Source organism: Enterobacter cloacae complex sp. I3, assembly GCF_014896175.1.
In the GTDB taxonomy this organism is placed as follows: Bacteria; Pseudomonadota; Gammaproteobacteria; order Enterobacterales; family Enterobacteriaceae; genus Enterobacter; species Enterobacter bugandensis.
In genome coordinates, this window is the sequence record NZ_JADBQZ010000001.1 from 213,003 (window position 1) to 236,022 (window position 23,020).

20 protein-coding genes are annotated in these 23,020 nt (G+C 57.9%); 16 read left to right on the plus strand and 4 right to left on the minus strand.

The genetic code is table 11. From position 1 onward, the window contains the following. The 6 genes from IM271_RS00940 to IM271_RS00965 are packed head-to-tail and all read left to right on the plus strand — an operon-like array spanning position 1 to position 5,492. Entirely contained in the window at positions 1–1,107 is a 1,107-nt protein-coding gene (locus IM271_RS00940; protein ID WP_193052010.1) for a branched-chain amino acid ABC transporter permease, read from the plus strand. Then, positions 1,104–1,871, plus strand: a complete 768-nt coding sequence (locus IM271_RS00945) for an ABC transporter ATP-binding protein (RefSeq protein ID WP_193052011.1) — start codon at positions 1,104–1,106, stop codon at positions 1,869–1,871. Before IM271_RS00940 ends, IM271_RS00945 begins: the two co-directional genes overlap by 4 nt. Continuing rightward, entirely contained in the window at positions 1,864–2,583 is a 720-nt protein-coding gene (locus tag IM271_RS00950; RefSeq protein ID WP_192986984.1) for an ABC transporter ATP-binding protein, read from the plus strand. The genes IM271_RS00945 and IM271_RS00950 overlap by 8 nt, the downstream gene beginning before the upstream one ends. Positions 2,584–2,611: 28 nt before the next feature. Continuing rightward, entirely contained in the window at positions 2,612–3,769 is a 1,158-nt protein-coding gene (locus IM271_RS00955; protein WP_041909827.1) for a branched-chain amino acid ABC transporter substrate-binding protein, read from the plus strand. Positions 3,770–3,786: 17 nt separating this feature from the next. Continuing rightward, positions 3,787–4,269: an L-2-amino-thiazoline-4-carboxylic acid hydrolase gene (locus IM271_RS00960; RefSeq protein ID WP_028013263.1), complete on the plus strand. Its 483-nt coding sequence runs from the start codon at positions 3,787–3,789 to the stop codon at positions 4,267–4,269. Further along, complete coding sequence (locus tag IM271_RS00965) at positions 4,266–5,492, plus strand: Zn-dependent hydrolase (protein WP_193052012.1); 1,227 nt, start codon at positions 4,266–4,268, stop codon at positions 5,490–5,492. Before IM271_RS00960 ends, IM271_RS00965 begins: the two co-directional genes overlap by 4 nt. 66 nt (positions 5,493–5,558) lie before the next feature. On the opposite strand, the gene IM271_RS00970 is transcribed toward IM271_RS00965, so the two are convergent. Next, entirely contained in the window at positions 5,559–7,046 is a 1,488-nt protein-coding gene (locus tag IM271_RS00970) for an MFS transporter (RefSeq protein ID WP_063154196.1), read from the minus strand. Between the two features lie 117 nt (positions 7,047–7,163). Here IM271_RS00970 and IM271_RS00975 point away from each other — a divergent pair, with 117 nt between their 5' ends. The 6 genes from IM271_RS00975 (at position 7,164) to narI (ending at position 16,055) form a co-directional block, all read left to right on the plus strand. After that, positions 7,164–7,739 (plus strand): TetR family transcriptional regulator, encoded by a 576-nt coding sequence (locus tag IM271_RS00975; RefSeq protein ID WP_193052013.1) that lies wholly within the window; start codon positions 7,164–7,166, stop codon positions 7,737–7,739. A gap of 209 nt (positions 7,740–7,948) precedes the next feature. Further along, on the plus strand, positions 7,949–9,334 hold the full coding sequence (locus tag IM271_RS00980; RefSeq protein WP_193052014.1) for a NarK family nitrate/nitrite MFS transporter: 1,386 nt from the start codon (positions 7,949–7,951) through the stop codon (positions 9,332–9,334). A gap of 67 nt (positions 9,335–9,401) precedes the next feature. Then, the gene (locus tag IM271_RS00985) at positions 9,402–13,142 is read left to right on the plus strand and encodes a nitrate reductase subunit alpha (RefSeq protein WP_193052015.1); all 3,741 of its coding nucleotides are present in this window, start codon (positions 9,402–9,404) and stop codon (positions 13,140–13,142) included. Beyond that, positions 13,139–14,683 (plus strand): nitrate reductase subunit beta, encoded by a 1,545-nt coding sequence (narH, locus tag IM271_RS00990; protein ID WP_008501747.1) that lies wholly within the window; start codon positions 13,139–13,141, stop codon positions 14,681–14,683. The genes IM271_RS00985 and narH overlap by 4 nt, the downstream gene beginning before the upstream one ends. Next, complete coding sequence (narW, locus tag IM271_RS00995; RefSeq protein WP_048999890.1) at positions 14,683–15,378, plus strand: nitrate reductase molybdenum cofactor assembly chaperone; 696 nt, start codon at positions 14,683–14,685, stop codon at positions 15,376–15,378. The genes narH and narW overlap by 1 nt, the downstream gene beginning before the upstream one ends. After that, a complete protein-coding gene (gene narI / locus IM271_RS01000; RefSeq protein WP_022648214.1) occupies positions 15,375–16,055 on the plus strand; it encodes a respiratory nitrate reductase subunit gamma in 681 nt (226 codons plus the stop codon). The genes narW and narI overlap by 4 nt, the downstream gene beginning before the upstream one ends. 78 nt (positions 16,056–16,133) lie before the next feature. On the opposite strand, the gene nhoA is transcribed toward narI, so the two are convergent. Continuing rightward, complete coding sequence (gene nhoA, locus IM271_RS01005; RefSeq protein WP_193052016.1) at positions 16,134–16,979, minus strand: N-hydroxyarylamine O-acetyltransferase; 846 nt, start codon at positions 16,977–16,979, stop codon at positions 16,134–16,136. A gap of 108 nt (positions 16,980–17,087) precedes the next feature. On the opposite strand from nhoA, the gene IM271_RS01010 reads away from it, so the two are divergent. From IM271_RS01010 to IM271_RS01020, 3 genes are all read left to right on the plus strand, one after another. Further along, positions 17,088–17,660, plus strand: a complete 573-nt coding sequence (locus IM271_RS01010; RefSeq protein ID WP_193052017.1) for a flavin reductase family protein — start codon at positions 17,088–17,090, stop codon at positions 17,658–17,660. Between the two features lie 138 nt (positions 17,661–17,798). Next, positions 17,799–18,512 carry a hypothetical protein gene (locus IM271_RS01015; protein ID WP_193052018.1) on the plus strand — a complete coding sequence of 238 codons (714 nt, stop codon included), beginning with the start codon at positions 17,799–17,801 and terminating at the stop codon, positions 18,510–18,512. 186 nt (positions 18,513–18,698) lie between these two features. After that, positions 18,699–19,178 (plus strand): type VI secretion system tube protein TssD, encoded by a 480-nt coding sequence (locus IM271_RS01020; protein WP_193052019.1) that lies wholly within the window; start codon positions 18,699–18,701, stop codon positions 19,176–19,178. 95 nt (positions 19,179–19,273) lie between these two features. On the opposite strand, the gene fusA is transcribed toward IM271_RS01020, so the two are convergent. Then, positions 19,274–21,373 (minus strand): elongation factor G, encoded by a 2,100-nt coding sequence (fusA, locus tag IM271_RS01025; RefSeq protein ID WP_193052020.1) that lies wholly within the window; start codon positions 21,371–21,373, stop codon positions 19,274–19,276. 160 nt (positions 21,374–21,533) lie between these two features. On the opposite strand from fusA, the gene IM271_RS01030 reads away from it, so the two are divergent. After that, positions 21,534–21,848 (plus strand): helix-turn-helix transcriptional regulator, encoded by a 315-nt coding sequence (locus IM271_RS01030; protein WP_041909805.1) that lies wholly within the window; start codon positions 21,534–21,536, stop codon positions 21,846–21,848. Between the two features lie 25 nt (positions 21,849–21,873). Here the strand turns inward: IM271_RS01030 and IM271_RS01035 are convergent, their stop codons facing one another. Beyond that, entirely contained in the window at positions 21,874–22,875 is a 1,002-nt protein-coding gene (locus tag IM271_RS01035; RefSeq protein WP_193052021.1) for a Kdo(2)-lipid IV(A) acyltransferase, read from the minus strand. Positions 22,876–23,020 lie beyond the last annotated feature (145 nt).

Here is a 23,020-nt window from a genome sequence, read left to right on the forward strand (position 1 = left end):
ATGACAACACTTCAAATTCAGGCCCCGACGACGACGCGCAAATTCTGGTCAGGCATGAGCCTGTTCTGCCTCGCGCTGCTGATTGCGCCCGTGGTGGCCACGCAGCTCGGCGGCAACTACTGGGTGCGCGTTATCGACTTCGCCCTGCTCTACATCATGCTGGCGCTCGGGCTTAACATTGTGGTCGGCTATACCGGCCTGCTGGACATGGGCTTTATCGCCTTTTACGCCGTCGGCGCCTACCTCGCGGCACTGATGGCTTCTCCACACCTGCTAGAGGTGTTTCCGATCCTCGGCGTCTGGTTCCCGGATGGGCTGCACACCTCGTATCTGCTCATTATTCCGCTGGCGGCCCTCGTGGCGGCAGTCTGCGGGATTTTACTCGGTGCGCCCACGCTGAAGCTGCGCGGGGACTACCTGGCGATAGTGACCCTCGGCTTTGGCGAAATTATCCGCATCCTGATGCGCAACCTCGACCGTCCGGTAAACATCAGCAACGGGGCAAAGGGCATTACCGGGGTGGATACGCTGAACCTGTTCGGCCTGAAGTTTAGCGGCGTCTACCACTGGTTTGGTTTCAAAGTGCCCGCCCTGTGGCTGTGGTACTACCTGCTGATGCTGGTGATTGTAGCGATTATTTTTGTCTGCCTGCGCCTGCAGCATTCCCGTATTGGCCGCGCCTGGCACGCCATCCGCGAGGATGAAGACGTGGCCCGCGCGATGGGCATCAACGTGCGTAACTATAAGCTGCTCGCCTTTGCGATGGGCGCCTCCTTTGGCGGCATAGCAGGTGCGCTGTTCGGCGCGTTTCAGGGCTTTGTCTCCCCGGAATCCTTCACCTTACAGGAATCGATTGCCGTACTGGCGATGGTGGTGCTGGGCGGTATGGGGCACATACCGGGCGTGATCCTGGGCGCGGTACTGCTTACCGCCCTGCCGGAACTGCTGCGCAGCCAGGCAGCGCCGGTTCAGCAGGCGCTGTTCGGTACGGTATTGATTGACCCGGAAGTGCTGCGCCAGCTGTTTTACGGTCTGGCACTGGTGCTGGTCATGCTGGTGCGCCCGTCAGGCCTCTGGCCGGTACGCCACAAGGAGGTGAAGGCATGAACCTGTTAACCGTACGCAACATGTCAAAACGCTTCGGCGGGCTGACTGCCGTAGATGACGTTTCGATTACCGTGAACAGAGGGGAAATCTACGGGCTGATTGGCCCCAACGGCGCGGGAAAAACCACCTGCTTTAACCTGATCACCGGGCTTTATCCGGCGGACAGCGGCGAGTTTTCGATTGCCGATAAGCCCTACTTCCCAAAGCACATAGAGAAAGTCACCGCCGCCGGGATTGCCCGCACATTCCAGAACGTGCGCCTCTTCAACGAGATGTCGGTGCTGGAAAACGTGATGGTGGGCCGCCACGTGCGCACCCGTAACGGCCTATGGGCCGCGCTGAGCCGCCATAAACGCGCCCGTGAGGAAGAGAAGCAGACCCGCGAGCTGGCCTGGCACTGGCTGGACTATACCGGCATTGCACAGTTCGCCCACTATCGCGCCTGCGATTTGGCCTATGGTCATCAGCGTCGCCTCGAAATCGCCCGCGCGCTGGCGACGGATCCGCTGCTGCTGGCGCTGGACGAGCCCGCCGCCGGAATGAACGCGGCGGAAAAAGTGGCGCTCGGCGAGCTGCTCATCCGCATCCGCGATGACGGCAAAACCCTGCTGATGATTGAACATGACGTCAAGCTGGTGATGGGCATCTGCGATCGCCTGACGGTGCTTGATTACGGTAAAACGCTCGCCAGCGGTACGCCGGAAAGCGTGCGGCGCGACCCGGCAGTGATCGCCGCCTGGCTTGGAGGTAACGCCCATGTCTGAATTACTGAAGGTAGAACGTCTGGACGTGCATTACGGCGGCATTCAGGCCGTACGCGATGTCTCCTTTACCCTGCACGAGGGCGAACAGGCTACGCTGATCGGCGCTAACGGCGCGGGGAAAAGCTCCACCGTGCGCGCCATTACCGGGCTGGAAAGCTTTAGCGGCAGTATTGAATTCAACGGTAAGCCGGTCCGCAAACAGAGCCCGGAGACCCTGCTTCGCGACGGACTGGTCATGGTCCCGGAGGGCCGCGGGATCTTCTCCCGCATGACGGTACTGGAAAACCTGCAGATGGGCGCCTGGCTAAGACGTGACGCTGTCACCATTAAGCGCGAGATGAACGAGATTTTCGAACGCTTCCCGCGTCTGGGCGAGCGCCAGCACCAGCTTGCCGGGCTGCTGTCCGGCGGCGAGCAACAGCTGCTGGCCCTTAACCGCGCCCTCCTCAGCCGCCCGCGCCTGCTGATCCTCGACGAGCCGTCGATGGGCCTTGCCCCGAAGATGGTCGAGAACATATTTGCCGTTATCGCCGGGCTGCGCGAGCGCGGCGTCGCCCTGCTGCTTATCGAACAAAACGCCCGGCTCGCGCTGGAAGTGACCGACAGCGCATGGGTGATGGACAGCGGCAGCATTGTTCATCATGGCGAATCGACAGCGCTGCTTAACGACGACCAGATTGCACACATTTATTTGGGCGAAATGCCCGTTTAACCACACCAGCCAACATCAGGGAAATACAATGAAAACAGTAAAAATCAGTGCGCTCAGCGCCGCTATTCTGCTCGGCGGTCTTGCCTCAACGTCCTCGTGGGCCGCCGATGGCGAAACCGTGGTGATCGGTCTGGCAGGCCCGCTCACCGGCCCGTCCGCCCGTATCGGGAAAGATCTGGAGAACGGCGCGCAGCTGGCTATTGACGACATTAACAAGCAGCATCCGACCATCGGCGGCAAAGCGGTCACCTTCAAACTGCAGTCCGAAGACGATCAGTCTGACCCGCGCACTGCCGTAGCCGTCGCGCAGCGTCTGGTGGACAGCGATGTGGCGGGCGTGGTCGGCCACTGGAACACCGGCACCAGCATTCCAGCGGCCCGCGTTTATCACGATGCGGGCATCGCCCAGGTGGCACCGGTCGCGACCGGTCACGCCTATACGCAACAAGGTTTTGATACCAGCTTCCGCGTGATGGGACACGACGATGACGGCGGCCAGCTCGCCGGTCAGTACGCGGTTAACACCCTGAAAGCCAAACGCATTGCGGTAATCGACGACCGTACCGCCTTCGGTCAGGGGCTTGCAGACCAGTTTATTAAATCGCTGGAAGCCCAGGGCGTGAAAATTGTCGACCGTCAGTATGTGGATGACAAAACGGTCGATTTCAGCGCCGTGCTGACCGCCATCCGCAGTAAAAACGCCGATCTGATCTTCTTCGGCGGCGTCGACAGCCAGGCCGCACCGCTGGCTCGCCGCATTAAACAGCTGGGCATGAATGCCACGCTGATGGGCGCAGGCGGATTCGTCAGCCAGACGTTCCTGAAGCTGGCGCAGAAAGAAGGCGAAGGCGTTGTGGCGCTGGAGCCGGGCCTGCCCGTTGACCAGATGCCGGGTGGAAAGGCATTCGAACAGGCCTACCAGGCCCGCTACCACACCCATATCGAACTGCACGCCCCGTTCGCCTATGACGCCACCCGCGTGCTGGTTGCGGCGATGGAAAAAGCAGACTCCGTTGAGCCATCAGACTATCTACCCGCCCTGCGCGCCATCAGCTATTCCGGCGTTACCGGACAGATCGCGTTTGATAAAGAGGGCAACCTGAAATCGCCGTCGTTCACGGTCTATAAGGTTGTCGACGGCAAATGGCAGCCGCAGACCGTGCTGGGCGGCGCAAAAGCGAAGTAACGCAGCGAGGCAATGTGATGAGTGATAATAATGAGCTGGGCATTCTCGCCCGCCGCAAAATTGAAGCTGAAATTATTAAGCCAATTTATGAAATCCTGGTGCGCGAGATAGGGAAAGCCCGCGCCCAGGCGGTGATTGGCGAGGCCATTGAGCAGGCCGCGATTGACGCTGGTAAAGGGTTTGCCAGCAAAGAACCCAACGGCGCGAACATCAAGAGCTTTATCGCCCTGCAGTATCTGTGGGAGAAAGATAACGCCCTGGACGTGAAGGTGATCGACGCTGACGACCAGCAGTACAACTACAACGTGACCCGCTGTCGCTACGCGGAGATGTACCACGAGATGGGGCTGGGCGAGATTGGTCACCTGCTCTCCTGCGCGCGCGATGAAAAATTCATCGTTGGCTATGCGCCGGACGTAGAGCTAACCCGCACCACGACCATTATGCAGGGCGGTGCGTGCTGTGATTTCCGCTACCGCAGCGGTAAGGACAAGCCATGATCCGCGTCAACGCCGAACGGCTGTGGTCAACGCTTGAGATGATGGCGCAGATCGGCGGCACGCCCGCCGGTGGCGTGACCCGTCTGGCACTGAGCGAGGAGGATCGTATTGCGCGTAACCTGCTGCGCGACTGGGCGCTGGACGCAGGTTTTACCTGTGACGTCGACAGCATGGGCAATATGTTTATCCGCCGCGCCGGGAAAAACCCGCATCTTGCGCCGGTCATGACCGGTTCGCACGTGGATACCCAGCCGCTGGGAGGGAACTACGATGGGGTTTACGGCGTGCTGGCCGGGCTGGAGCTGCTGCGCACCCTCAATGACCATCAGCTTGAGACGGAGCGTGACATCGTGCTGGTCAACTGGACCAACGAAGAAGGCGCGCGCTTTGCGCCAGCCATGCTCGCTTCAGGGGTCTGGACGGGGCAATTTAGCGAAGCATACGCCCACGCCCGCGCGGATAGCGACGGTATCAGCGTGGGTGAAGCGCTGGAAAGCATCGGCTACCGGGGTGAAGCCCCTGCCCGCGCGTTTCCGGTTCACGCCTGCTACGAGCTGCACATCGAACAGGGCCCGATTCTGGAAGACGAAGCCCTGGATATCGGGTTAGTCCGCGCGGCAATGGGCCAGCGCTGGTTTACCCTGACGCTGGACGGGTTTGCCGCCCACGCGGGCACCACGCCGATGCACAGCCGACGCGACGCGCTGACCGCGTTCTCGGAGCTGGCGCTGAAGGTGGAGGAGATTGGCTATCGGCACGCGCCGGACGGACGTGCGACGATCGGTATGGCGCAGGTTACGCCAAACTCGCGCAACGTCGTGCCGTCTCGGGTGGTCTGCAGCGTGGAGTTTCGCCATCCGGCGCTGACGGCACTGGAAGCCATGGAGGCGGCGCTGCATAAGGTGGCTGAAAGCCTGAGCCTGCGCGGGGTGGCGGCTGTCGTTGAGCGCATTTTTGACTACGCCCCCATCGCGTTTGATGCCGAATGTCTGGCCCGCACGGAGAAGGCCGTGGCGGAACTGGGCTACTCGGCGAAACCGATGGTCTCCGGCGCGGGACATGACGCCTGCTATGTCAGCAAAATTGCCCCTGCCAGCATGATTTTTATCCCCTGCGTGAAGGGCATCAGCCATAACGAAGCGGAAAGGATCCTGCCAGAGTGGTCGGAGAAAGGGGCAAACGTGCTGTTGCACAGCGTCCTGTCCGCGGCCCAGGAAAAATAAACCGGGTGGCGCGGCTCGGACAACCGCGCCCGTAGGCCCGGTAAGCGCAGCGCCACCGGGCGTGTTTTACGGCTTCGGCACCTTCGCCAGGCTAAACCAGATCCCCACTGCCAGCAACAGCAGCATTCCGCCCGCACTCCCCAGCGCCACGCTGTGGGAGGTAATAAACGCACTTTTCGCCGCCTCAATCACCGGCTCCGCGAGGGACGGCGTCAGCTCCTGCGCCACCTTCATCGCTTCACCAATGGATGACGAGGCTTTATCGACGAGCGAGGCATTCAGCCCCTGCGGCAGGTCAATGGACGCCGAGAAGCTGCGGGTCAACAGCAGACCAAAAATAGCGATCCCCAGCCCGGCGCCCAGTTCATAGGACATGGTTTCAATCGCCCCTGCGGCAGCGGCTTTCTCCTTCGGCGCGGCAGCCATAATGGCGGAGGTCGAGGCCAGCAGCGCGCTTGCGGCACTGAAGCCGAGCAGCACCATCAGCCCCCACGCCTGCCACTGCTGCGTGCTGAAGTCGAGCATCGATAGGCCAATAAAGCTGACCGCGCTGAGCCCCATCCCCCCGGCAGCGACAATGCGCAGCCCCAGGCGGCCCACCAGCACACCGGCAATCGGCCCGCTGAATCCGCTTGCCACCATCACCGGGAGCATAAACATACCCGCTTCAAACGGCGTAAAGCCGTGGACAAACTGTAGCTCCTGCGCCATCAGCAGCTCAAACCCGACCAGGGCAATCATGGCGGTCATCGCCATTACCACGCCGCTCAGAATGATGCGATGGCAGAACAGGCGCATATCGATCATCGGAATGCGGGCGCGAAGCTGAATACGCACGAAGATAAACAGCAGCACCGAGCCGGTCACCAGCGCGGAGGCAACCAGCCACGGAGACAGGACGCCTTTGAGCGCGGTTTTGGCACTGTAGACCAGCAGCAAAATCGCCACAATCAGCATGATGGCATGACTGATATTCAGCGGCTGCTCCGGTCGGCCCTGCTGACGGGGCACAAAACGTGCGGCCAGCGACACCACTACCAGCACAATCGGCACGTTGATTAAAAACACCGATCCCCAGTAAAAATGCTCAAGCAGCATACCGCCAATCAGCGGACCAAACGCCGCCCCGCCGGAACCCACTGCCGCCCAGACGCCGAGCGCGATGTTGCGATCTTTCGCGTCGGTAAACAGCGTGCGGATCCCCGCAAGCGTAGCCGGAATGATCATTGCCGCACCGATCGCCAGCGAGGCGCGCGCCGCTATCAGCCACCCTGCCGACGGTGCAAACGCGGCCGCCAGGGACGACAGGCCAAACAGCGTGCTGCCGATCATCAGCAAGCGTTTAAAGCCAATGCGGTCACCCAGGGCACCCATCGGCAGCACCATCCCCGCCATCACCAGCGAGTAAATATCAATGATCCACAACAATTCGTTACCGCTGGCACCCAGCGTCATGCTCAATGTCGGCGCCGCCACGTGCAGCACCGTCGCGTCAATCGCCACCGGGATGTATACCAGCACGATAATCACTAACGCTAACCACTGACGAAACATAAATTTCCTTTTCATTTTAAACATGGACACATGTCCAGAATGCGATCCTACGTAAAGTTGAACGACTGTCCAGCTTTTTGTTACACTCGTTTCGGTCTTATTGAGAGTAGAGAAAAAATGCGCTATTTGAGCAAGGAAGAGCGGCGGGAAGCGATCTTACAGGCCGCGATGCGCGTGGCGCTGGCCGAGGGGCTGGCAGCCATGACGGTACGGCGCATTGCCGCAGAAGCGGGCGTCGCGACCGGGCAGGTCCACCACCACTTTGCCTCCGGCGGCGAGTTAAAATCGCTGGCGTTTGTGCGCGTGATCCGCGAGCTGCTGGATGCCGACGTGGTAGGTGAAAACGCCGGCTGGCGGGAACGGTTGCACAGCATGCTCGGCAGTGACGACGGTGGGCTTGAACCTTACATTCGCCTTTGGCGGGAAGCCCAAATTCTTGCCAGCCGTGATCCCGAGATCAAAGCGGCTTATGTCCTGACCATGGAGATGTGGCATCAGGAAACCGTGGCGATTATCCGCGCCGGGGCTGATGCCAGCGCGTTCAAGCTTACCGATCGGGCGGAAAATATCGCCTGGCGTTTAATAGGGCTGGTTTGTGGCCTGGATGGGATCACCGTATTAAATATGCCTGAAATGGACGATGCGGCATTTAATAAACATCTCGACAAACTTATCACGCTGGAATTGTTTTAATACTCCTTCCGGAGTATAAATTACGCAAAATGTTACAATTAGTAACACATTAAGCGAGCCCTTATTTTCATTCTAATCTCGGGGGTTCGCTTTTTTATCTATCCTTTCAGATGTATCCCAAAGCATCCCAAAAAACCAATAACACTTCTTTAATCATCTTTTTGTTTTTACTTCATTTTTCTCTCAAACATGGTAAGCAAGAGGGCGATATGTCGCAACAAAGTGATAAAAGTAATCCCCATCTGTTGAGTAACTGGAAACCTGAAAACGCGCAATTTTGGGAGAATAAAGGAAAACATATCGCACGAAGAAACCTATGGATTTCTGTAGCTTGCCTGCTATTAGCGTTTTGCGTGTGGATGTTATTTAGCGCCGTTGCGGTCAATCTGAATAAAGTCGGATTTAATTTCACCACCGATCAGCTTTTTATGCTAACGGCATTACCTTCACTCTCTGGCGCGATATTGCGCGTCCCCTACTCGTTTATGGTGCCAATATTTGGCGGACGCTACTGGACGGTATTGAGCACCGTTATCCTGATTATCCCCTGCGTCTGGCTGGGGATAGCCATTCAGGACACCGCGACACCTTACTGGGTCTTTATCGTGATTGCCCTGCTCTGCGGTTTTGCCGGGGCCAACTTTGCCTCCAGCATGGGTAACATCAGCTTCTTCTTCCCGAAGGCCAGACAGGGCAGCGCGCTGGGCATCAACGGCGGGCTGGGAAATCTGGGCGTCAGCGTGATGCAGCTGTTTGCTCCGCTGGTGATTTTCCTGCCAGTGTTTACCTTCCTCGGCGTGCACGGCGTACCGCAGGAGGACGGCTCAACGATGTGGCTGGCCAATGCGGCCTGGGTCTGGGCGCCGCTGCTGCTGCTGGCAACCCTTGCGGCGTTTTTTGGCATGAATGATATCGCCAGCTCTAAAGCCTCTATCGCCAGCCAGCTGCCGGTACTGAAGCGCTTTCACCTCTGGCTGCTGAGCCTGCTTTATCTTGCTACCTTCGGCTCGTTTATCGGCTTCTCGGCGGGCTTTGCCATGCTGTCGAAAACCCAGTTCCCGGACGTGAACATCCTGCACCTCGCTTTCTTTGGCCCCCTGATCGGCGCGCTGGCGCGTTCGGCGGGCGGAATGATCTCTGACAGGCTGGGCGGCGTGCGCGTCACGCTGATTAACTTCGTTTTTATGGCTATCTTCAGCGCCCTGATCTTCCTGACGCTCCCCGGCTCTGGCTCCGGCAGCTTTATCGCCTTCTACCTGGTCTTTATGGGCCTGTTCCTCACCGCCGGGCTGGGCAGCGGTTCGACCTTCCAGATGATCGCGATTATCTTTCGCCAAATCACCCTCGACCGCGTCAAAAAGCAGGGCGGCACGGACGAACAGGCGCAGCATGAAGCGGTGACGGAGACCGCCGCCGCGCTGGGCTTTATCTCCGCCATCGGTGCCGTTGGCGGGTTCTTTATCCCTAAGGCGTTCGGCACATCGCTGGCAATGACCGGTTCGCCGGTTGGGGCCATGAAGGTCTTCCTCGTGTTTTACATCGTCTGCGTGTTCGTCACCTGGCTGGTGTATGGCCGTAAATCCTCAAAAAAATAAAAACTACATCTTCGCCGGAGCGTGATGCATCGCACTCCGGCCATGCTATCGAAGCAGGAGAAATGTCATGAGCAAACTGCTGGACCGCTTCCGTTACTTCAAAACAAAAGGCGACAGTTTCGCCGATGGGCACGGGCAGGTGTATCACACCAACCGCGACTGGGAGGACAGCTACCGCCAGCGCTGGCAGTTCGACAAGATTGTGCGATCCACCCACGGGGTAAACTGTACCGGCTCCTGTAGCTGGAAGATTTATGTCAAAAACGGCCTGGTGACCTGGGAAACCCAGCAGACCGACTACCCCCGCACCCGCCCTGACTTGCCCAATCACGAGCCGCGCGGCTGCCCGCGAGGCGCAAGCTACTCCTGGTACCTCTACAGCGCCAACCGCCTTAAGTACCCGCTGGTGCGCCGCAGGCTGATTGAACTCTGGCGCGAGGCGCTGGCGCAGCATACCGATCCGGTTCTGGCCTGGGATGCCATCCAGAACGATCCGCAAAAGGCGCAAAGCTACAGGAAGGCGCGGGGTAAAGGCGGGTTTATCCGCTCAAACTGGAAAGAGCTGAACCAGCTGATCGCCGCCGCTAACGTCTGGACCATCAAAAACTACGGCCCGGACCGCGTGGCCGGTTTTTCGCCTATTCCGGCGATGTCGATGGTCTCCTACGCTGCCGGAACGCGCTATCTCTCCCTGCTGGGCGGCACCTGCCTGAGCTTCTACGACTGGTACTGCGACCTGCCGCCGGCGTCGCCGATGACCTGGGGCGAGCAGACCGACGTGCCGGAGTCCGCCGACTGGTACAACTCCAGCTATATCATTGCCTGGGGCTCGAACGTGCCGCAGACACGTACTCCGGACGCCCACTTCTTTACCGAGGTGCGCTACAAAGGCACTAAGACCGTTGCGATTACGCCGGACTTCTCGGAGGTCGCCAAGCTCAGCGACCAGTGGCTGGCCCCCAAACAGGGCACCGACAGCGCCCTCGCCATGGCGATGGGCCACGTCATCCTCAAAGAGTTCCACCTCGATAACCCGAGCGATTACTTCCTTAACTACTGCCGCCGCTACACCGACATGCCGATGCTCGTGCTGCTGGACGAGCAGGTTGACGGTCGCGTGGTGCCTGGGCGTATGCTGCGCGCCTCGGACCTTGTCGACGGGCTGGGGGAAGCCAATAACCCGGAGTGGAAGACCGTCGCCTTCGATATTGCCGGTAACCTGGTGGTGCCAAACGGCTCGATCGGCTTCCGCTGGGGGGAAAAAGGCAAATGGAATCTGGAGCCTCAGGCTGCGGGCCATGAAACAGAACTCACACTCTCCCTGCTGATTACCCACGACAGCGTGGCGGACGTCGCGTTCCCCTACTTTGGCGGCAACGAAAACCCGCATTTTCGCAGCGTGAAGCAAGAGCCGGTGCTGACGCGCCGCGTGCCGAGCAAAACCCTGACGCTCGCCGACGGCAGCGAGAAGCGAGTGGTCAGCGTTTACGATCTGGTGCTGGCTAACTACGGTCTCGATCGCGGCCTGGAAGACAGTAACGCCGCAGACAGCTATGACCAGATCAAAGCCTACACGCCCGCCTGGGGCGAGCAGATCACCGGCGTGCCCGCGTACCTGATCGAAAAAATTGCCCGCGAGTTCGCCGACACGGCGCACAAAACGCACGGTCGCTCGATGATCATTCTGGGTGCCGGGGTGAACCACTGGTACCACATGGACATGAACTACCGCGGGATGATCAATATGCTGGTCTTCTGCGGCTGCGTCGGGCAGAGCGGCGGCGGCTGGTCCCACTATGTCGGTCAGGAGAAGCTGCGCCCGCAAACCGGCTGGCTGCCGCTGGCCTTCGCGCTGGACTGGAACCGCCCGCCGCGCCAGATGAACAGCACCTCGTTCTTCTACAACCACGCCAGCCAGTGGCGCTACGAGAAGCTCACCGCGCAGGAGCTGCTCTCCCCGCTGGCGGACGCGTCGAAGTTCACCGGACATCTGATCGACTTTAACGTTCGCGCCGAGCGCATGGGCTGGCTGCCGTCGGCCCCGCAGCTCAACCTCAACCCGCTGCACGTCAAGGCGCGTGCGGACGCGGCGGGCATGACGCCGCAGGAGTACACCGTTCAGGCGTTGAAATCGGGCGATATCCGCTTCGCCTGCGAACAGCCGGACAACGGCAAGAACCACCCGCGCAACCTGTTCGTCTGGCGCTCTAACCTGCTCGGCTCGTCCGGGAAAGGCCACGAGTACATGCTGAAATACCTGCTCGGCACCGAGAGCGGCATTCAGGGGGAAGATTTAGGCTCAACGGACGACGTGAAGCCTGAAGAGGTGGAGTGGCAAACCGCCGCCATCGAGGGCAAACTCGACCTGCTGGTGACGCTCGATTTCCGCATGTCCAGCACCTGCCTGTTCTCCGATATCGTCCTGCCGACCGCCACCTGGTATGAAAAGGACGACATGAATACCTCGGACATGCACCCGTTTATTCATCCGCTTTCCGCCGCCGTTGACCCGGCGTGGGAATCGCGCAGCGACTGGGAGATCTACAAAGGCATCGCCAAAGTCTTCTCCGAGGTGTGCGTTGGCCATCTGGGCACAGAAACCGACGTGGTGCTCCAGCCGCTGCAGCATGACTCCCCGGCGGAGCTGTCGCAGCCGTTTGATATTCAGGACTGGCGCAAAGGGGAATGTGACCTGATCCCCGGCAAAACGGCGCCGAACATTGCCGTGGTCGAGCGTAACTACCCGGAAACTTACGAACGCTTCACCGCCCTCGGCCCGCTGATGGACAAGCTCGGCAACGGCGGGAAAGGCATTTCGTGGAACACGCAGAACGAGGTCGATTTCCTCGGCAAGCTGAACTACGTCAAGCTCGACGGCCCGGCGAAAGGCCGCCCGCGCATTGAAACCGCCATTGACGCCTCGGAGGTGATCCTCGCCCTCGCCCCGGAAACTAACGGACAGGTGGCGGTGAAGGCCTGGGAAGCGCTCGGGGAACTGACCGGGCGCGACCACACCCATCTGGCGCTGAACAAGGAAGATGAGAAAATCCGCTTCCGCGACATTCAGGCGCAGCCGCGCAAAATCATCTCCAGCCCGACGTGGTCCGGCCTTGAGAGCGAGCACGTCTCCTATAACGCGGGCTATACCAACGTCCACGAGCTGATCCCGTGGCGCACCCTTTCGGGCCGCCAGCAGCTGTATCAGGATCATCCGTGGATGCGCGCCTTCGGGGAGAGCCTGGCGGCCTATCGCCCACCGATTGATACCCGCAGCGTGACCCACATGCGCGAGATCCCGCCGAACGGCTTCCCGGAAAAAGCGCTGAACTTCCTGACGCCGCACCAGAAATGGGGCATCCACTCCACCTACAGCGAAAACCTGCTGATGCAGACCCTGTCGCGCGGGGGGCCCATCGTCTGGATCAGCGAAACCGACGCCCGCGAGCTGGGCATAGAGGACAACGACTGGATCGAAGCCTTCAACGCCAACGGCGCCCTAACCGCCCGCGCGGTGGTCAGCCAGCGCGTGCCGCCGGGCATGACCATGATGTACCACGCCCAGGAGCGCATCCTGAACATTCCGGGGTCAGAAGTGACCGGACGGCGCGGCGGGATCCACAACTCGGTCACCCGCGTCTGCCCAAAACCGACGCACATGATCGGCGGCTATGCCCAGCTGGCATACAGCTTTAACTATTACGGCACCGTCGGCTCGAACCGCGACGAGTTCATCATGATCCGCAAAATGAAAAATATTAACTGGCTGGACGGCGAAGGTCGGGATCAGGTACAGGAGGCGAAAAAATGAAAATACGCTCACAGGTTGGCATGGTTCTGAATCTCGATAAATGCATCGGCTGCCACACCTGCTCGGTCACCTGCAAGAACGTCTGGACCGGGCGCGAAGGGATGGAGTATGCGTGGTTTAACAACGTGGAGACCAAACCGGGGATTGGCTACCCGAAAAACTGGGAAGATCAAGAAGAGTGGCAAGGCGGCTGGATCCGCGGCATACACGGCAAGCTGACGCCGCGCCTCGGCGGCAAAATGGGTGTGCTGTCGAAGATTTTCGCCAACCCCGTCCTGCCGCAGATTGACGATTATTACGAACCCTTCACCTTTGACTATCAGGATCTGCACCGCGCGCCGGAGGGGGATCATCTCCCTACCGCCCGCCCCCGCTCGCTGATCGACGGTAAGCGGATGGACAAAATCGTCTGGGGGCCAAACTGGGAGGAACTGCTGGGCGGCGAGTTCGAAAAGCGCGCCCGCGACCGCAACTTCCAGAAGATCCAGAAGGAGATGTACGGCCAGTTTGAAAACACCTTCATGATGTATCTGCCGCGCCTGTGCGAGCACTGCCTGAACCCGAGCTGCGTGGCCACCTGCCCGAGCGGCGCGATTTACAAGCGCGAAGAGGACGGCATTGTGCTGATCGACCAGGATAAATGTCGCGGCTGGCGCCTGTGCATCAGCGGCTGTCCATACAAGAAAATCTACTTCAACTGGAAAAGCGGCAAGTCAGAAAAATGCATCTTCTGCTACCCGCGCATTGAGTCCGGCCAGCCGACTGTCTGCTCGGAAACCTGCGTCGGGCGCATCCGTTATCTCGGCGTGCTGCTGTACGACGCGGACCGTATTGAAGAGGCCGCCAGCACCGAGCATGAAACCGATCTGTACGAGCGCCAGTGCGACGTGTTCCTCAACCCGAACGATCCGGCGGTGATTGAGGAAGCGCTGAAACAGGGCATTCCGCAGAACGTGATTGACGCCGCCCAGCGTTCGCCGGTCTACAAGATGGCGATGGACTGGAAGCTGGCGCTGCCGCTGCATCCGGAATACCGCACCCTGCCGATGGTCTGGTACGTGCCGCCGCTGTCGCCGATTCAGTCCTACGCGGATGCGGGCGGCCTGCCGCAGAGTGACGGCGTCCTGCCTGCCGTGGAAAGCCTGCGCATTCCGGTGCAGTACCTGGCAAACATGCTCAGCGCGGGCGATACCGGCCCGGTGCTGCGTGCCCTGAAGCGCATGATGGCGATGCGTCACTATAAACGCTCCCAGACCGTGGAAGGCGTGACCGATACCCGCGCCATTGAGGAAGTGGGCCTGACCGAAGCGCAGGTTGAGGAGATGTACCGCTATCTCGCCATCGCTAACTACGAAGACCGCTTCGTGATCCCGACCAGCCACCGCGAAATGGCGCGCGACGCCTTCCCGGAGAAAAACGGCTGCGGCTTCACCTTTGGCGACGGCTGCCACGGCTCCGACACCAAATTCAACCTCTTCAACAGTAGCCGCATCGACGCGATTAACATCACCGAGGTGCGCGAACACGGGGAGGGAGAATAATGCAGATCCTTAAAATCATCGCGCTGCTGATTGAGTATCCCGATGAGCTGCTGTGGGAAAACCGCGATGAGGCGCTTTCCCTTGTTGAGCAGGACGCGCCCATGCTGCTGCCGTTTGCGCAGCAGCACCTGAGCGCCCCGCTGCTGGATAAGCAGGCCGAATGGTGCGAGGTGTTTGAGCGCGGTCGCGCGACGTCGCTGCTGCTGTTCGAGCACGTTCACGCAGAGTCCCGCGATCGCGGTCAGGCGATGGTCGATCTAATGAGCCAGTATGAGAAAGCCGGGCTGGAGCTGGACTGTCGCGAGCTGCCCGACTATCTGCCGCTCTACCTGGAATACCTCAGCCTCGTCACCGACGACGAGGCGCGTGAAGGATTGCAAAATGTCGCGCCGATCCTGGCGCTGATTGGTGGTCGCCTCAAGCAGCGCGGCGTGGCGCATTACCAGCTGTTTGACGCCCTGCTGACGATGGCCGGTACACGGCTTTCCAGCGACAGCGTGGCGAAGCAGGTGTCCGGTGAAAAACGGGACGATACTCGTCAGGCGCTGGACGCCGTGTGGGAAGAGGAACAGGTGAAGTTTATCGAAGACAACGCCACATCGTGCGACAGTTCGCCGATGCAGCAATATCAACGACGCTTTAGCCAGGACGTCGCGCCGCAGTACGTGGACGTCAGCGCCGGAGGCCCAAAATGACGCACTACCTGAACGTGTTTTTCTATGACATTTATCCCTACATCTGCGCCACCGTCTTTTTCCTCGGCAGCTGGTTGCGCTACGACTACGGGCAATACACCTGGCGGGCCTCATCGAGCCAGATGCTCAGCAAGCGCGGGATGAACTGGGCCTCTAACCTGTTTCATATCGGGATTCTGGGGATCTTCTTCGGGCACCTGTTCGGCATGTTAACCCCGCACTGGATGTACGCCTGGTTTTTACCCGTCGCGGTTAAACAGCAGCTGGCCATGATTGCGGGAGGCATTTGCGGCGTACTGACGCTGATTGGTGGGTCAATGTTGCTGATCCGCCGCCTCTTCAACCAGCGGGTACGCGCCACGTCCACCACGCCGGATATTATCATCATGAGTATCCTGCTGCTTCAGTGCATCCTGGGGCTGTCGACCATTCCTTTCTCCGCGCAATATCCTGACGGAAGCGAGATGATGAAACTGGTCGGCTGGGCGCAGGGGATCGTAACGTTTAAGGGGGGCTCGTCGGAGATGTTGAGCGGCGTCGCGCCGATCTTCCGCGTGCATCTGGTGCTGGGGATGACGATCTTCCTCATCTTCCCGTTCACCCGTCTGGTGCACGTGTGGAGCGCGCCGTTTGAGTATTTTACCCGTCGGTATCAGGTGGTGAGATCGCGCCGTTGATTTTGTCGGGTGCCGCTACGCCTTACCCGACCTACGTTCACACTCCCGCAGGCCCGGTAAGGCGTAGCCGCCACCGGGCTATTTCCCTGCCTGCGGATGCGTATCAAACCCCGCCATCACTGCCGTCAGCTCGGCCAGCGTAAAGCCGTGTTTCGGGTCATCAACGCCCAGGCCAAACCGCTCCTGCATCAGCTTATACAGCGCCTCCGCATCCGGCAAATGGATCTGTTCCTCCACGTGACCGTTCTGCCAGTGGGTAAAGTTGAAGTTAGTCAGCGTCAGCTTGCCGCCGTCCGGCAGATGGCGGCACATCAGCAGATGATGACGGAAGTGCGACTGCGGCCAGTGCGCCGACCAGAAATTCCCCATCACGTAATCGCTGAAATACTGCGTCGTCAGGTCAAAGTGGTACATCGACTGCCAGTGCTCGTGGTGTCGGAACTGCAGCACCCAGTCGTTGCCTTCGCTCAGCAGCCGGTACATACCGTGTGGTGTCCCCTGCTCCTCGTTGGCAAGCAGGCGAATCGGCGCCGTCAGCGTCTGGCCGCCAAACCCAACGTCCGCTATCCAGCGTTCTCCGTTCAGTTCAACCAGCAGCAGGCGGTGCGTGCGCGGCGGCATTTGCGGCGGGCTCGCTAATACCACGCGTCCCAGCACGCTGCGCACGTTAAACCCGACTTCACGCAACATGCGCTCGAAAAGGCCGTTTTGCTCAAAGCAATATCCTCCGCGTCGCGCCGTCACCAGCTTGTCGACCAGACATTGATCGTCAAGATGGATTTCGCGCGGCAGGACGACATCAATATTTTCGAACGGGATCGCACAGTTGTGGTGTAAATGCAGCGCGCGCAGGGTTTCGATATCAACCCGTGTCGGTTGCGCCCACCCAATGCGGGCAAAATAGTCAGTCAGAAAGGGGGACATACATCATTTTCCTTTGATTGTGATGTTCTGTTTATAAACTAATTTTACGCACTCACTTTGATTTACGTGCTTTTTCGTCATACTCATCGTTACCGATGAGGAGATCCTATGAGCCACTTTCGCCCTGTTGAATTACGTCATGCCAGCCGCCTGTTGAACCACGGCCCTACCGTGCTTATCACCAGTCGTGATGAAACCCTGGACAGACGTAACGTTATGGCCGCCGCATGGTCAATGCCCGTTGAGTTTGAACCGCCGCGCATCGCGATTGTGGTGGACAAAAGTACCTGGTCACGTGAGCTGATTGAGCATAGCGGGAAGTTTGGCATCGTCATCCCCGGCGTGGCGGCAGCTAACTGGACATACGCTGTCGGCAGCGTCAGCGGGCGCGACGAGGACAAATTCAACTGCTACGGGATCCCGGTCGTGAACGGCCCTGAGCTCGGGCTGCCGGTGATTGAAGAAAAATGTCTGGCGTGGATGGAGTGCCGATTACTTCCCGTCACCTCTGCGGCAGAGAAATACGACACGCTGTTTGGACAAGTGGTTTCAGCGGCAGCCGATGAGCGCGCGTTTGTCGCCGGGCGCTGGCAGTTTGACGGGGATAAGTTGAATACCCTGCATCATCTAGGGGCTGGGACGTTTGTGGCGAGCGGGAAAATGGTGAAGGCGCTGGATTGATAAGATCAATCATATATCATTGAAATATTATGATTTTATATAACATTTAATGCTTACCCGCTGTCAGAAAAAAAGAGGAAACTCGCTATGTTTTAGAACTAATGACGTAAATATAAAGCTTACAAAGGGCCTTACATCATGACAGCATCTGATTATTTAAGGATAAAATTTCAGAGTGACCACCATTTGGCCCTCACTATGGAGAACGCAATTGGCGGCATTTTGCAGTCGGCAAAAGGAGTTGCATCCGACATATATTCCGGTATTGAGCGAGTCAGTTGGTATTCTTCATGTTTTATTCCCAGGTACAATGATATCTGTCAGGAGTTACAAGCTGAAGAAATCAGAACGCTTTACTCAATAGAGTCGATATTCAAACACGCCGATGTTATTGCTCACGTATTTTATCTGTACCTGAAAACCGTATGTGATGACGTAAAGGATGGCAACCCAGAAGGTTCAGCCCGTAAACTCACAAAAAGAATTGCAGAATTCAGCTCTCACATAAACGTAGCGGGAGCTACACGCTATGCGTTTGCTACTGCCGCCTCGATCATGCTTTCTCACTCCAGCCTTATGTCCAAACTTGTTGTTGAACGCCTGTCTGCGAAATTGCCACAAGGGATCTTCGTCCTTCAATTTTATGGCATTCAACAAAAATGCGCACTCGCTGCCCGCCATTTGAAAGCGATTAACTCCGATTATTACTGGATTCTGTACCAGGCGAAACTGGAGATGCTCTATTATTTTTGCGAACCCATTCTTTCAAAATTATTTGAAAAAATGAAATTGAATTCCTTTTCAAATCTGGATGATTTAGCCGATTTTATAGAAAGGGATTTAAATGTTTAAGAACCTAATCAGACTGTTATTAGAAAGCGTAGTCTTCCCTGCGCTTGTCATTGGTTTTGGCTTGCTATGGCTTCATCTTTTTCCGGAGCATTGCTTGTTATTGACATTGCTTACAATCTTCATTCTGGTTTGGTTATTCCCTCGATTAACTTCACGCATAACGAAAATGAAATAAAAGGATGTACTATGTCTAATCCAGCTTATATGTGGTTAACGGATGAAAATGGTTCACCCATGACGGGATCATCGCTGGTCTCCGGACGTATTGGGGCTATTGAGCTAAAATCACTCACTCATAATGTCAATATTCCAGCCGATAGTAATACAGGTCGCCTGACGGGTACACGAATTCACGCACCGATTATGTTTCAGAAAGAGTTCGATCGGGTAACGCCTCTTTTATACAAAGCTTTAACAACCGGGGTCACGCTCAAATCAGCAATGATAAAAATGTTCATGATTAACGAAGCAGGAGTAGAAATCGAGTATTTTAACATTCTACTTGAGAATGTTAAAATCACGTCAATAACACCTGATTTATACCCTGGCGTAGGCTCCGGCACCCACCTGGAAACAGTTCTTCTTCGATATGAAAGTATTACCTGGAAGCACTGTGAAGGTAATATCGTTTACAAAGATAGCTGGAACCATAGAGTGGTAGCATAAGCTATTGGCACTGCCTCAATGACAGCGTCCTATTTCTTCCGCCAGGTATTAAAAAGCACATGGTAGCCCACCGACTACCATGTGCAATTAATTAACTACTTCGCACGCTTCGCAATAATCTCATCCGCCACATTTCGCGGTGCCTCTGCAAAATGGTGGAACTCCATCGTGTACGTCGCGCGTCCCTGGGACATCGAACGCAGCGTCGTGGCGTAGCCAAACATCTCGGCCAGCGGCACATCGGCGCGGATAATCTGGCTTCCGTACTGCTCCGCCATTCCCTGCACCATGCCGCGTCGGGAAGAGAGATCGCCCATGATGTTCCCGGCGTACTCTTCCGGCGTTTCCACCTCCACGTGCATGATCGGCTCAAGGATCACCGGATCCGCCCTGCGAGCGCCCTCCTTGAAGCCGAGGATCGCCGCCATGCGGAACGCCATCTCCGAGGAGTCGACGTCGTGGTACGAACCAAAGGTCAGGGTCGCTTTGACATCCACCACCGGATAGCCCGCCAGCACGCCGCTGTTCATCGCTTCCCGCAGCCCTTTCTCCACGGACGGGATATACTCGCGCGGTACCACGCCGCCCTTGGTGGCATCTTCAAATACAAAACCACTTCCGGGCTCCAGCGGCTCCAGGCTCAGGACCACATGACCGTACTGCCCTTTCCCGCCGGACTGTCGGACAAATTTCCCTTCAATATCCTTCACCGCCTTGCGCAGGGTTTCCCGGTAGGTTACCTGCGGACGACCAATGTTCGCCTCGACGCCAAACTCACGCTTCATGCGGTCGACGATAATCTCGAGGTGTAGCTCACCCATCCCGGAGATAATCGTCTGACCGGACTCCTCGTCAGTATGCAGGCGGAAAGACGGGTCTTCCGCCGCCAGACGCTGCAGCGCAATGCCCATTTTCTCCTGATCGCCTTTGGTTTTCGGCTCAATCGCCAGCGAGATCACCGGGTCCGGGAACTCCATGCGCTCAAGCGTAATGACGGCGTTCGGATCGCTGAGCGTGTCACCGGTGGTCACGTCTTTTAACCCGACACAGGCCGCGATATCCCCGGCGCGCAGTTCATCCACCTCATGGCGATCGTTGGCATGCATCAGCACGATGCGCCCGATGCGCTCTTTCTTCTCTTTCACCGGGTTATAGACCGCATCGCCTTTGCGCAGCACGCCAGAGTAGACCCGGATAAAGGTCAGCTGCCCGACGTACGGGTCGCTCATCAGCTTGAACGCCAGCGCCGAGAACGGCTCATCATCACTCGGATGACGCTCCGCGTGCTGCCCTTTTTCATCAACGCCGTCAATGGCCGGCACGTCCAGCGGGGACGGCATCAGCTCAATCACCGCATCCAGCATGCGCTGCACACCTTTGTTTTTAAAGGCGCTGCCGCACAGCATCGGCTGGATTTCGCCCGAGATGGTGCGAATGCGCAGCCCCTGGATAATTTCCGCCTCCGTCAGGTCGCCCGTTTCCAGGTATTTGTCCATCAGTTCATCGCTGGCTTCCGCCGCCGCGGAGACCATTTTTTCCCGCCACTCCTGGGCGGTACTGACTAAATCGTCCGGCACGGGGGCATAGGTAAACACCATACCCTGCGTCGCATCGTCCCACAGAATGGTGCGCATCTTGATGAGATCCACCACGCCGGTGAAATGATCTTCGGCACCCACCGGGATGACAATCGGCACCGGATTGGCCTTCAGGCGCTCCTGCATCATCCGCACGACGCGGAAGAAATCGGCACCCGGACGGTCCATTTTGTTGACGAAGGCCAGACGCGGTACGTGATATTTATTGGCCTGACGCCAGACGGTTTCCGACTGCGGCTGCACGCCACCCACGGAGTCATACACCATCACCGCGCCGTCGAGCACGCGCATGGAACGCTCCACCTCGATGGTGAAGTCCACGTGCCCCGGGGTGTCGATGATGTTGATCCGGTGCGGCTCAAAGCCTCTGTCCATGCCTGGCCAGAAGCAGCTGACCGCCGCGGACGTAATGGTGATCCCGCGCTCTTGCTCCTGCGCCATCCAGTCGGTGGTTGCCGCGCCATCGTGTACTTCACCCAACTTGTGGCTCATCCCGGTATAAAACAGGATGCGCTCAGTGGTGGTGGTTTTACCGGCATCGATATGCGCGGAGATACCGATGTTGCGATAACGTTCGAGAGGAATGGGTCGGGGCATGATATTTCCTTAGTCACTATGACGTGTTTGTGACGACCGGGATGGTCGTGCATTGGTTCGTTTGCTATAATAGTCCTATTGTACGAGTATTATCGAACTATTTTTTAAGGGTTGACCTATTGTTGATATAGCTCAATCTGACATCACGCGCAGGAAAACGATGATCCCTAACCACCCTGAAACTGAACAAATACTGCTGGAAAATGTGCTGTTTGCTCTCGGCAACCCGCTCCGGCTATCGATTATTCGCCGGCTCGCCGACGGCAGCGAACTCAGCTGTAACGCGCTGCGCCCGGAGGACGTGGTGAAGTCCACGATGACCCACCACTGGCGCGTGTTGCGCGACAGTGGGGTCATCTGGCAGCGTCCGCAGGGACGAGAAAATATGATTTCACTGCGTCGGGAGGATCTGGATGCCCGTTTTCCCGGGCTGATGGAAATACTGCTAAAGGCCAAAAGCGCTGCCGGAAACTAGCTCCAGCAGCCTTTTGCGTGGCGTTTTAGTGCTGCATGCCCGACTGCTGCGAGAATTCATCGTCGGTTAAGCCAGCCCGAGGGGGCGCGGAGATTTTTTTACGGGCATATCTGTCCGGCACGCCCTCAGGACGCGTCTTGAAGCGACGGTGCAGCCACATATACTGCTCCGGCGCCATCAGCACCACGCGCTCGATCGCCCGGTTCATCTGGGTTGCGACAGACTCTTTATCCGCACCCTGCAATGACGCGCTGATATCTTCAAGAATAATCAGCTCGTACCCTGTACCGTCCTCTCTGCGGCGCGGCACAAACGGAATAACGGCAGGCTTAGCGCTTTTGACCAGCATATAGCTGCCCGCCGTCGTGGCGGCATCCGGGACGGCGAAGAATGGCGCAAACACGCTGTTGGCTTTGCCATAGTCATGATCCGGCGCGTACCAGAGAATTTCATTCTGCTTCAGGGCACGGATCATGCCTTTTAAATCATGACGATCCAGCATGGTTTTATTCGAACGCAGACGACCGCGCGTTTGTAGCCAGTCCAGGAGCGCATTATTGTTGGGACGATAAACCCCAATACCGGGGTTAAGCATGCCAAATATCCGCGCGCCCAGCTCAAGCGTCAGAAAATGCATGCCAACCAGCACCACGCCCTTTCCCTGCGCCCTGGCCTGCTCCATATGTTCGTAACCGCGCACGGTAAAGCATTTACGCACCCGCCATTCAGGCCAGAACCACGCCATGCCGGTTTCGATTACCCCCATTCCCACGGATTCAAAATTTCGCTGCAGCAAAGATTCACGCGCTTCTGCTTCCATCTGCGGAAAGCAAAGCTCCAGGTTGCGGCGGGCAATCTCGACACGGCGCGGTAGGAGGCGCATGGCTAACCGGCCCAGAACGTGGCCGAGTCTGAACAACAGCGAGTAAGGCAGCAGCATGATAAGCCACAGGGCGGCGATGCCTGTCCAGCTTAGCCAGTATCGCGGGTGGAAAAAAGCAGGTGAAAACCGGGGTAATTTTGTCATGAGAAAATTATCCTTTAATGTGACTGTCCTTAATTGATTCTGTTGTCGATCTTTCCTAAGGATTGATTAAATGTCGGTCGTGAACATTAAGTGTAACGGATCAGATAAAACTTATTTTTATCGTTTTTTGCGAAAAGAAGGCGTA

Excerpts from the sequence above, each read along its gene's own strand:
- IM271_RS00940 (WP_193052010.1), top strand. The coding sequence starts at position 1 with ATGACAACACTTCAAATTCAGGCCCCGACGACGACGCGCAAATTCTGG.
- IM271_RS00945 (WP_193052011.1), top strand. The coding sequence starts at position 1,104 with ATGAACCTGTTAACCGTACGCAACATGTCAAAACGCTTCGGCGGGCTG.
- IM271_RS00950 (WP_192986984.1), top strand. The coding sequence starts at position 1,864 with ATGTCTGAATTACTGAAGGTAGAACGTCTGGACGTGCATTACGGCGGC.
- IM271_RS00955 (WP_041909827.1), top strand. The coding sequence starts at position 2,612 with ATGAAAACAGTAAAAATCAGTGCGCTCAGCGCCGCTATTCTGCTCGGC.
- IM271_RS00960 (WP_028013263.1), top strand. The coding sequence starts at position 3,787 with ATGAGTGATAATAATGAGCTGGGCATTCTCGCCCGCCGCAAAATTGAA.
- IM271_RS00965 (WP_193052012.1), top strand. The coding sequence starts at position 4,266 with ATGATCCGCGTCAACGCCGAACGGCTGTGGTCAACGCTTGAGATGATG.
- IM271_RS00970 (WP_063154196.1), bottom strand. The coding sequence starts at position 7,046 with ATGTTTCGTCAGTGGTTAGCGTTAGTGATTATCGTGCTGGTATACATC.
- IM271_RS00975 (WP_193052013.1), top strand. The coding sequence starts at position 7,164 with ATGCGCTATTTGAGCAAGGAAGAGCGGCGGGAAGCGATCTTACAGGCC.
- IM271_RS00980 (WP_193052014.1), top strand. The coding sequence starts at position 7,949 with ATGTCGCAACAAAGTGATAAAAGTAATCCCCATCTGTTGAGTAACTGG.
- IM271_RS00985 (WP_193052015.1), top strand. The coding sequence starts at position 9,402 with ATGAGCAAACTGCTGGACCGCTTCCGTTACTTCAAAACAAAAGGCGAC.
- narH (WP_008501747.1), top strand. The coding sequence starts at position 13,139 with ATGAAAATACGCTCACAGGTTGGCATGGTTCTGAATCTCGATAAATGC.
- narW (WP_048999890.1), top strand. The coding sequence starts at position 14,683 with ATGCAGATCCTTAAAATCATCGCGCTGCTGATTGAGTATCCCGATGAG.
- narI (WP_022648214.1), top strand. The coding sequence starts at position 15,375 with ATGACGCACTACCTGAACGTGTTTTTCTATGACATTTATCCCTACATC.
- nhoA (WP_193052016.1), bottom strand. The coding sequence starts at position 16,979 with ATGTCCCCCTTTCTGACTGACTATTTTGCCCGCATTGGGTGGGCGCAA.
- IM271_RS01010 (WP_193052017.1), top strand. The coding sequence starts at position 17,088 with ATGAGCCACTTTCGCCCTGTTGAATTACGTCATGCCAGCCGCCTGTTG.
- IM271_RS01015 (WP_193052018.1), top strand. The coding sequence starts at position 17,799 with ATGACAGCATCTGATTATTTAAGGATAAAATTTCAGAGTGACCACCAT.
- IM271_RS01020 (WP_193052019.1), top strand. The coding sequence starts at position 18,699 with ATGTCTAATCCAGCTTATATGTGGTTAACGGATGAAAATGGTTCACCC.
- fusA (WP_193052020.1), bottom strand. The coding sequence starts at position 21,373 with ATGCCCCGACCCATTCCTCTCGAACGTTATCGCAACATCGGTATCTCC.
- IM271_RS01030 (WP_041909805.1), top strand. The coding sequence starts at position 21,534 with ATGATCCCTAACCACCCTGAAACTGAACAAATACTGCTGGAAAATGTG.
- IM271_RS01035 (WP_193052021.1), bottom strand. The coding sequence starts at position 22,875 with ATGACAAAATTACCCCGGTTTTCACCTGCTTTTTTCCACCCGCGATAC.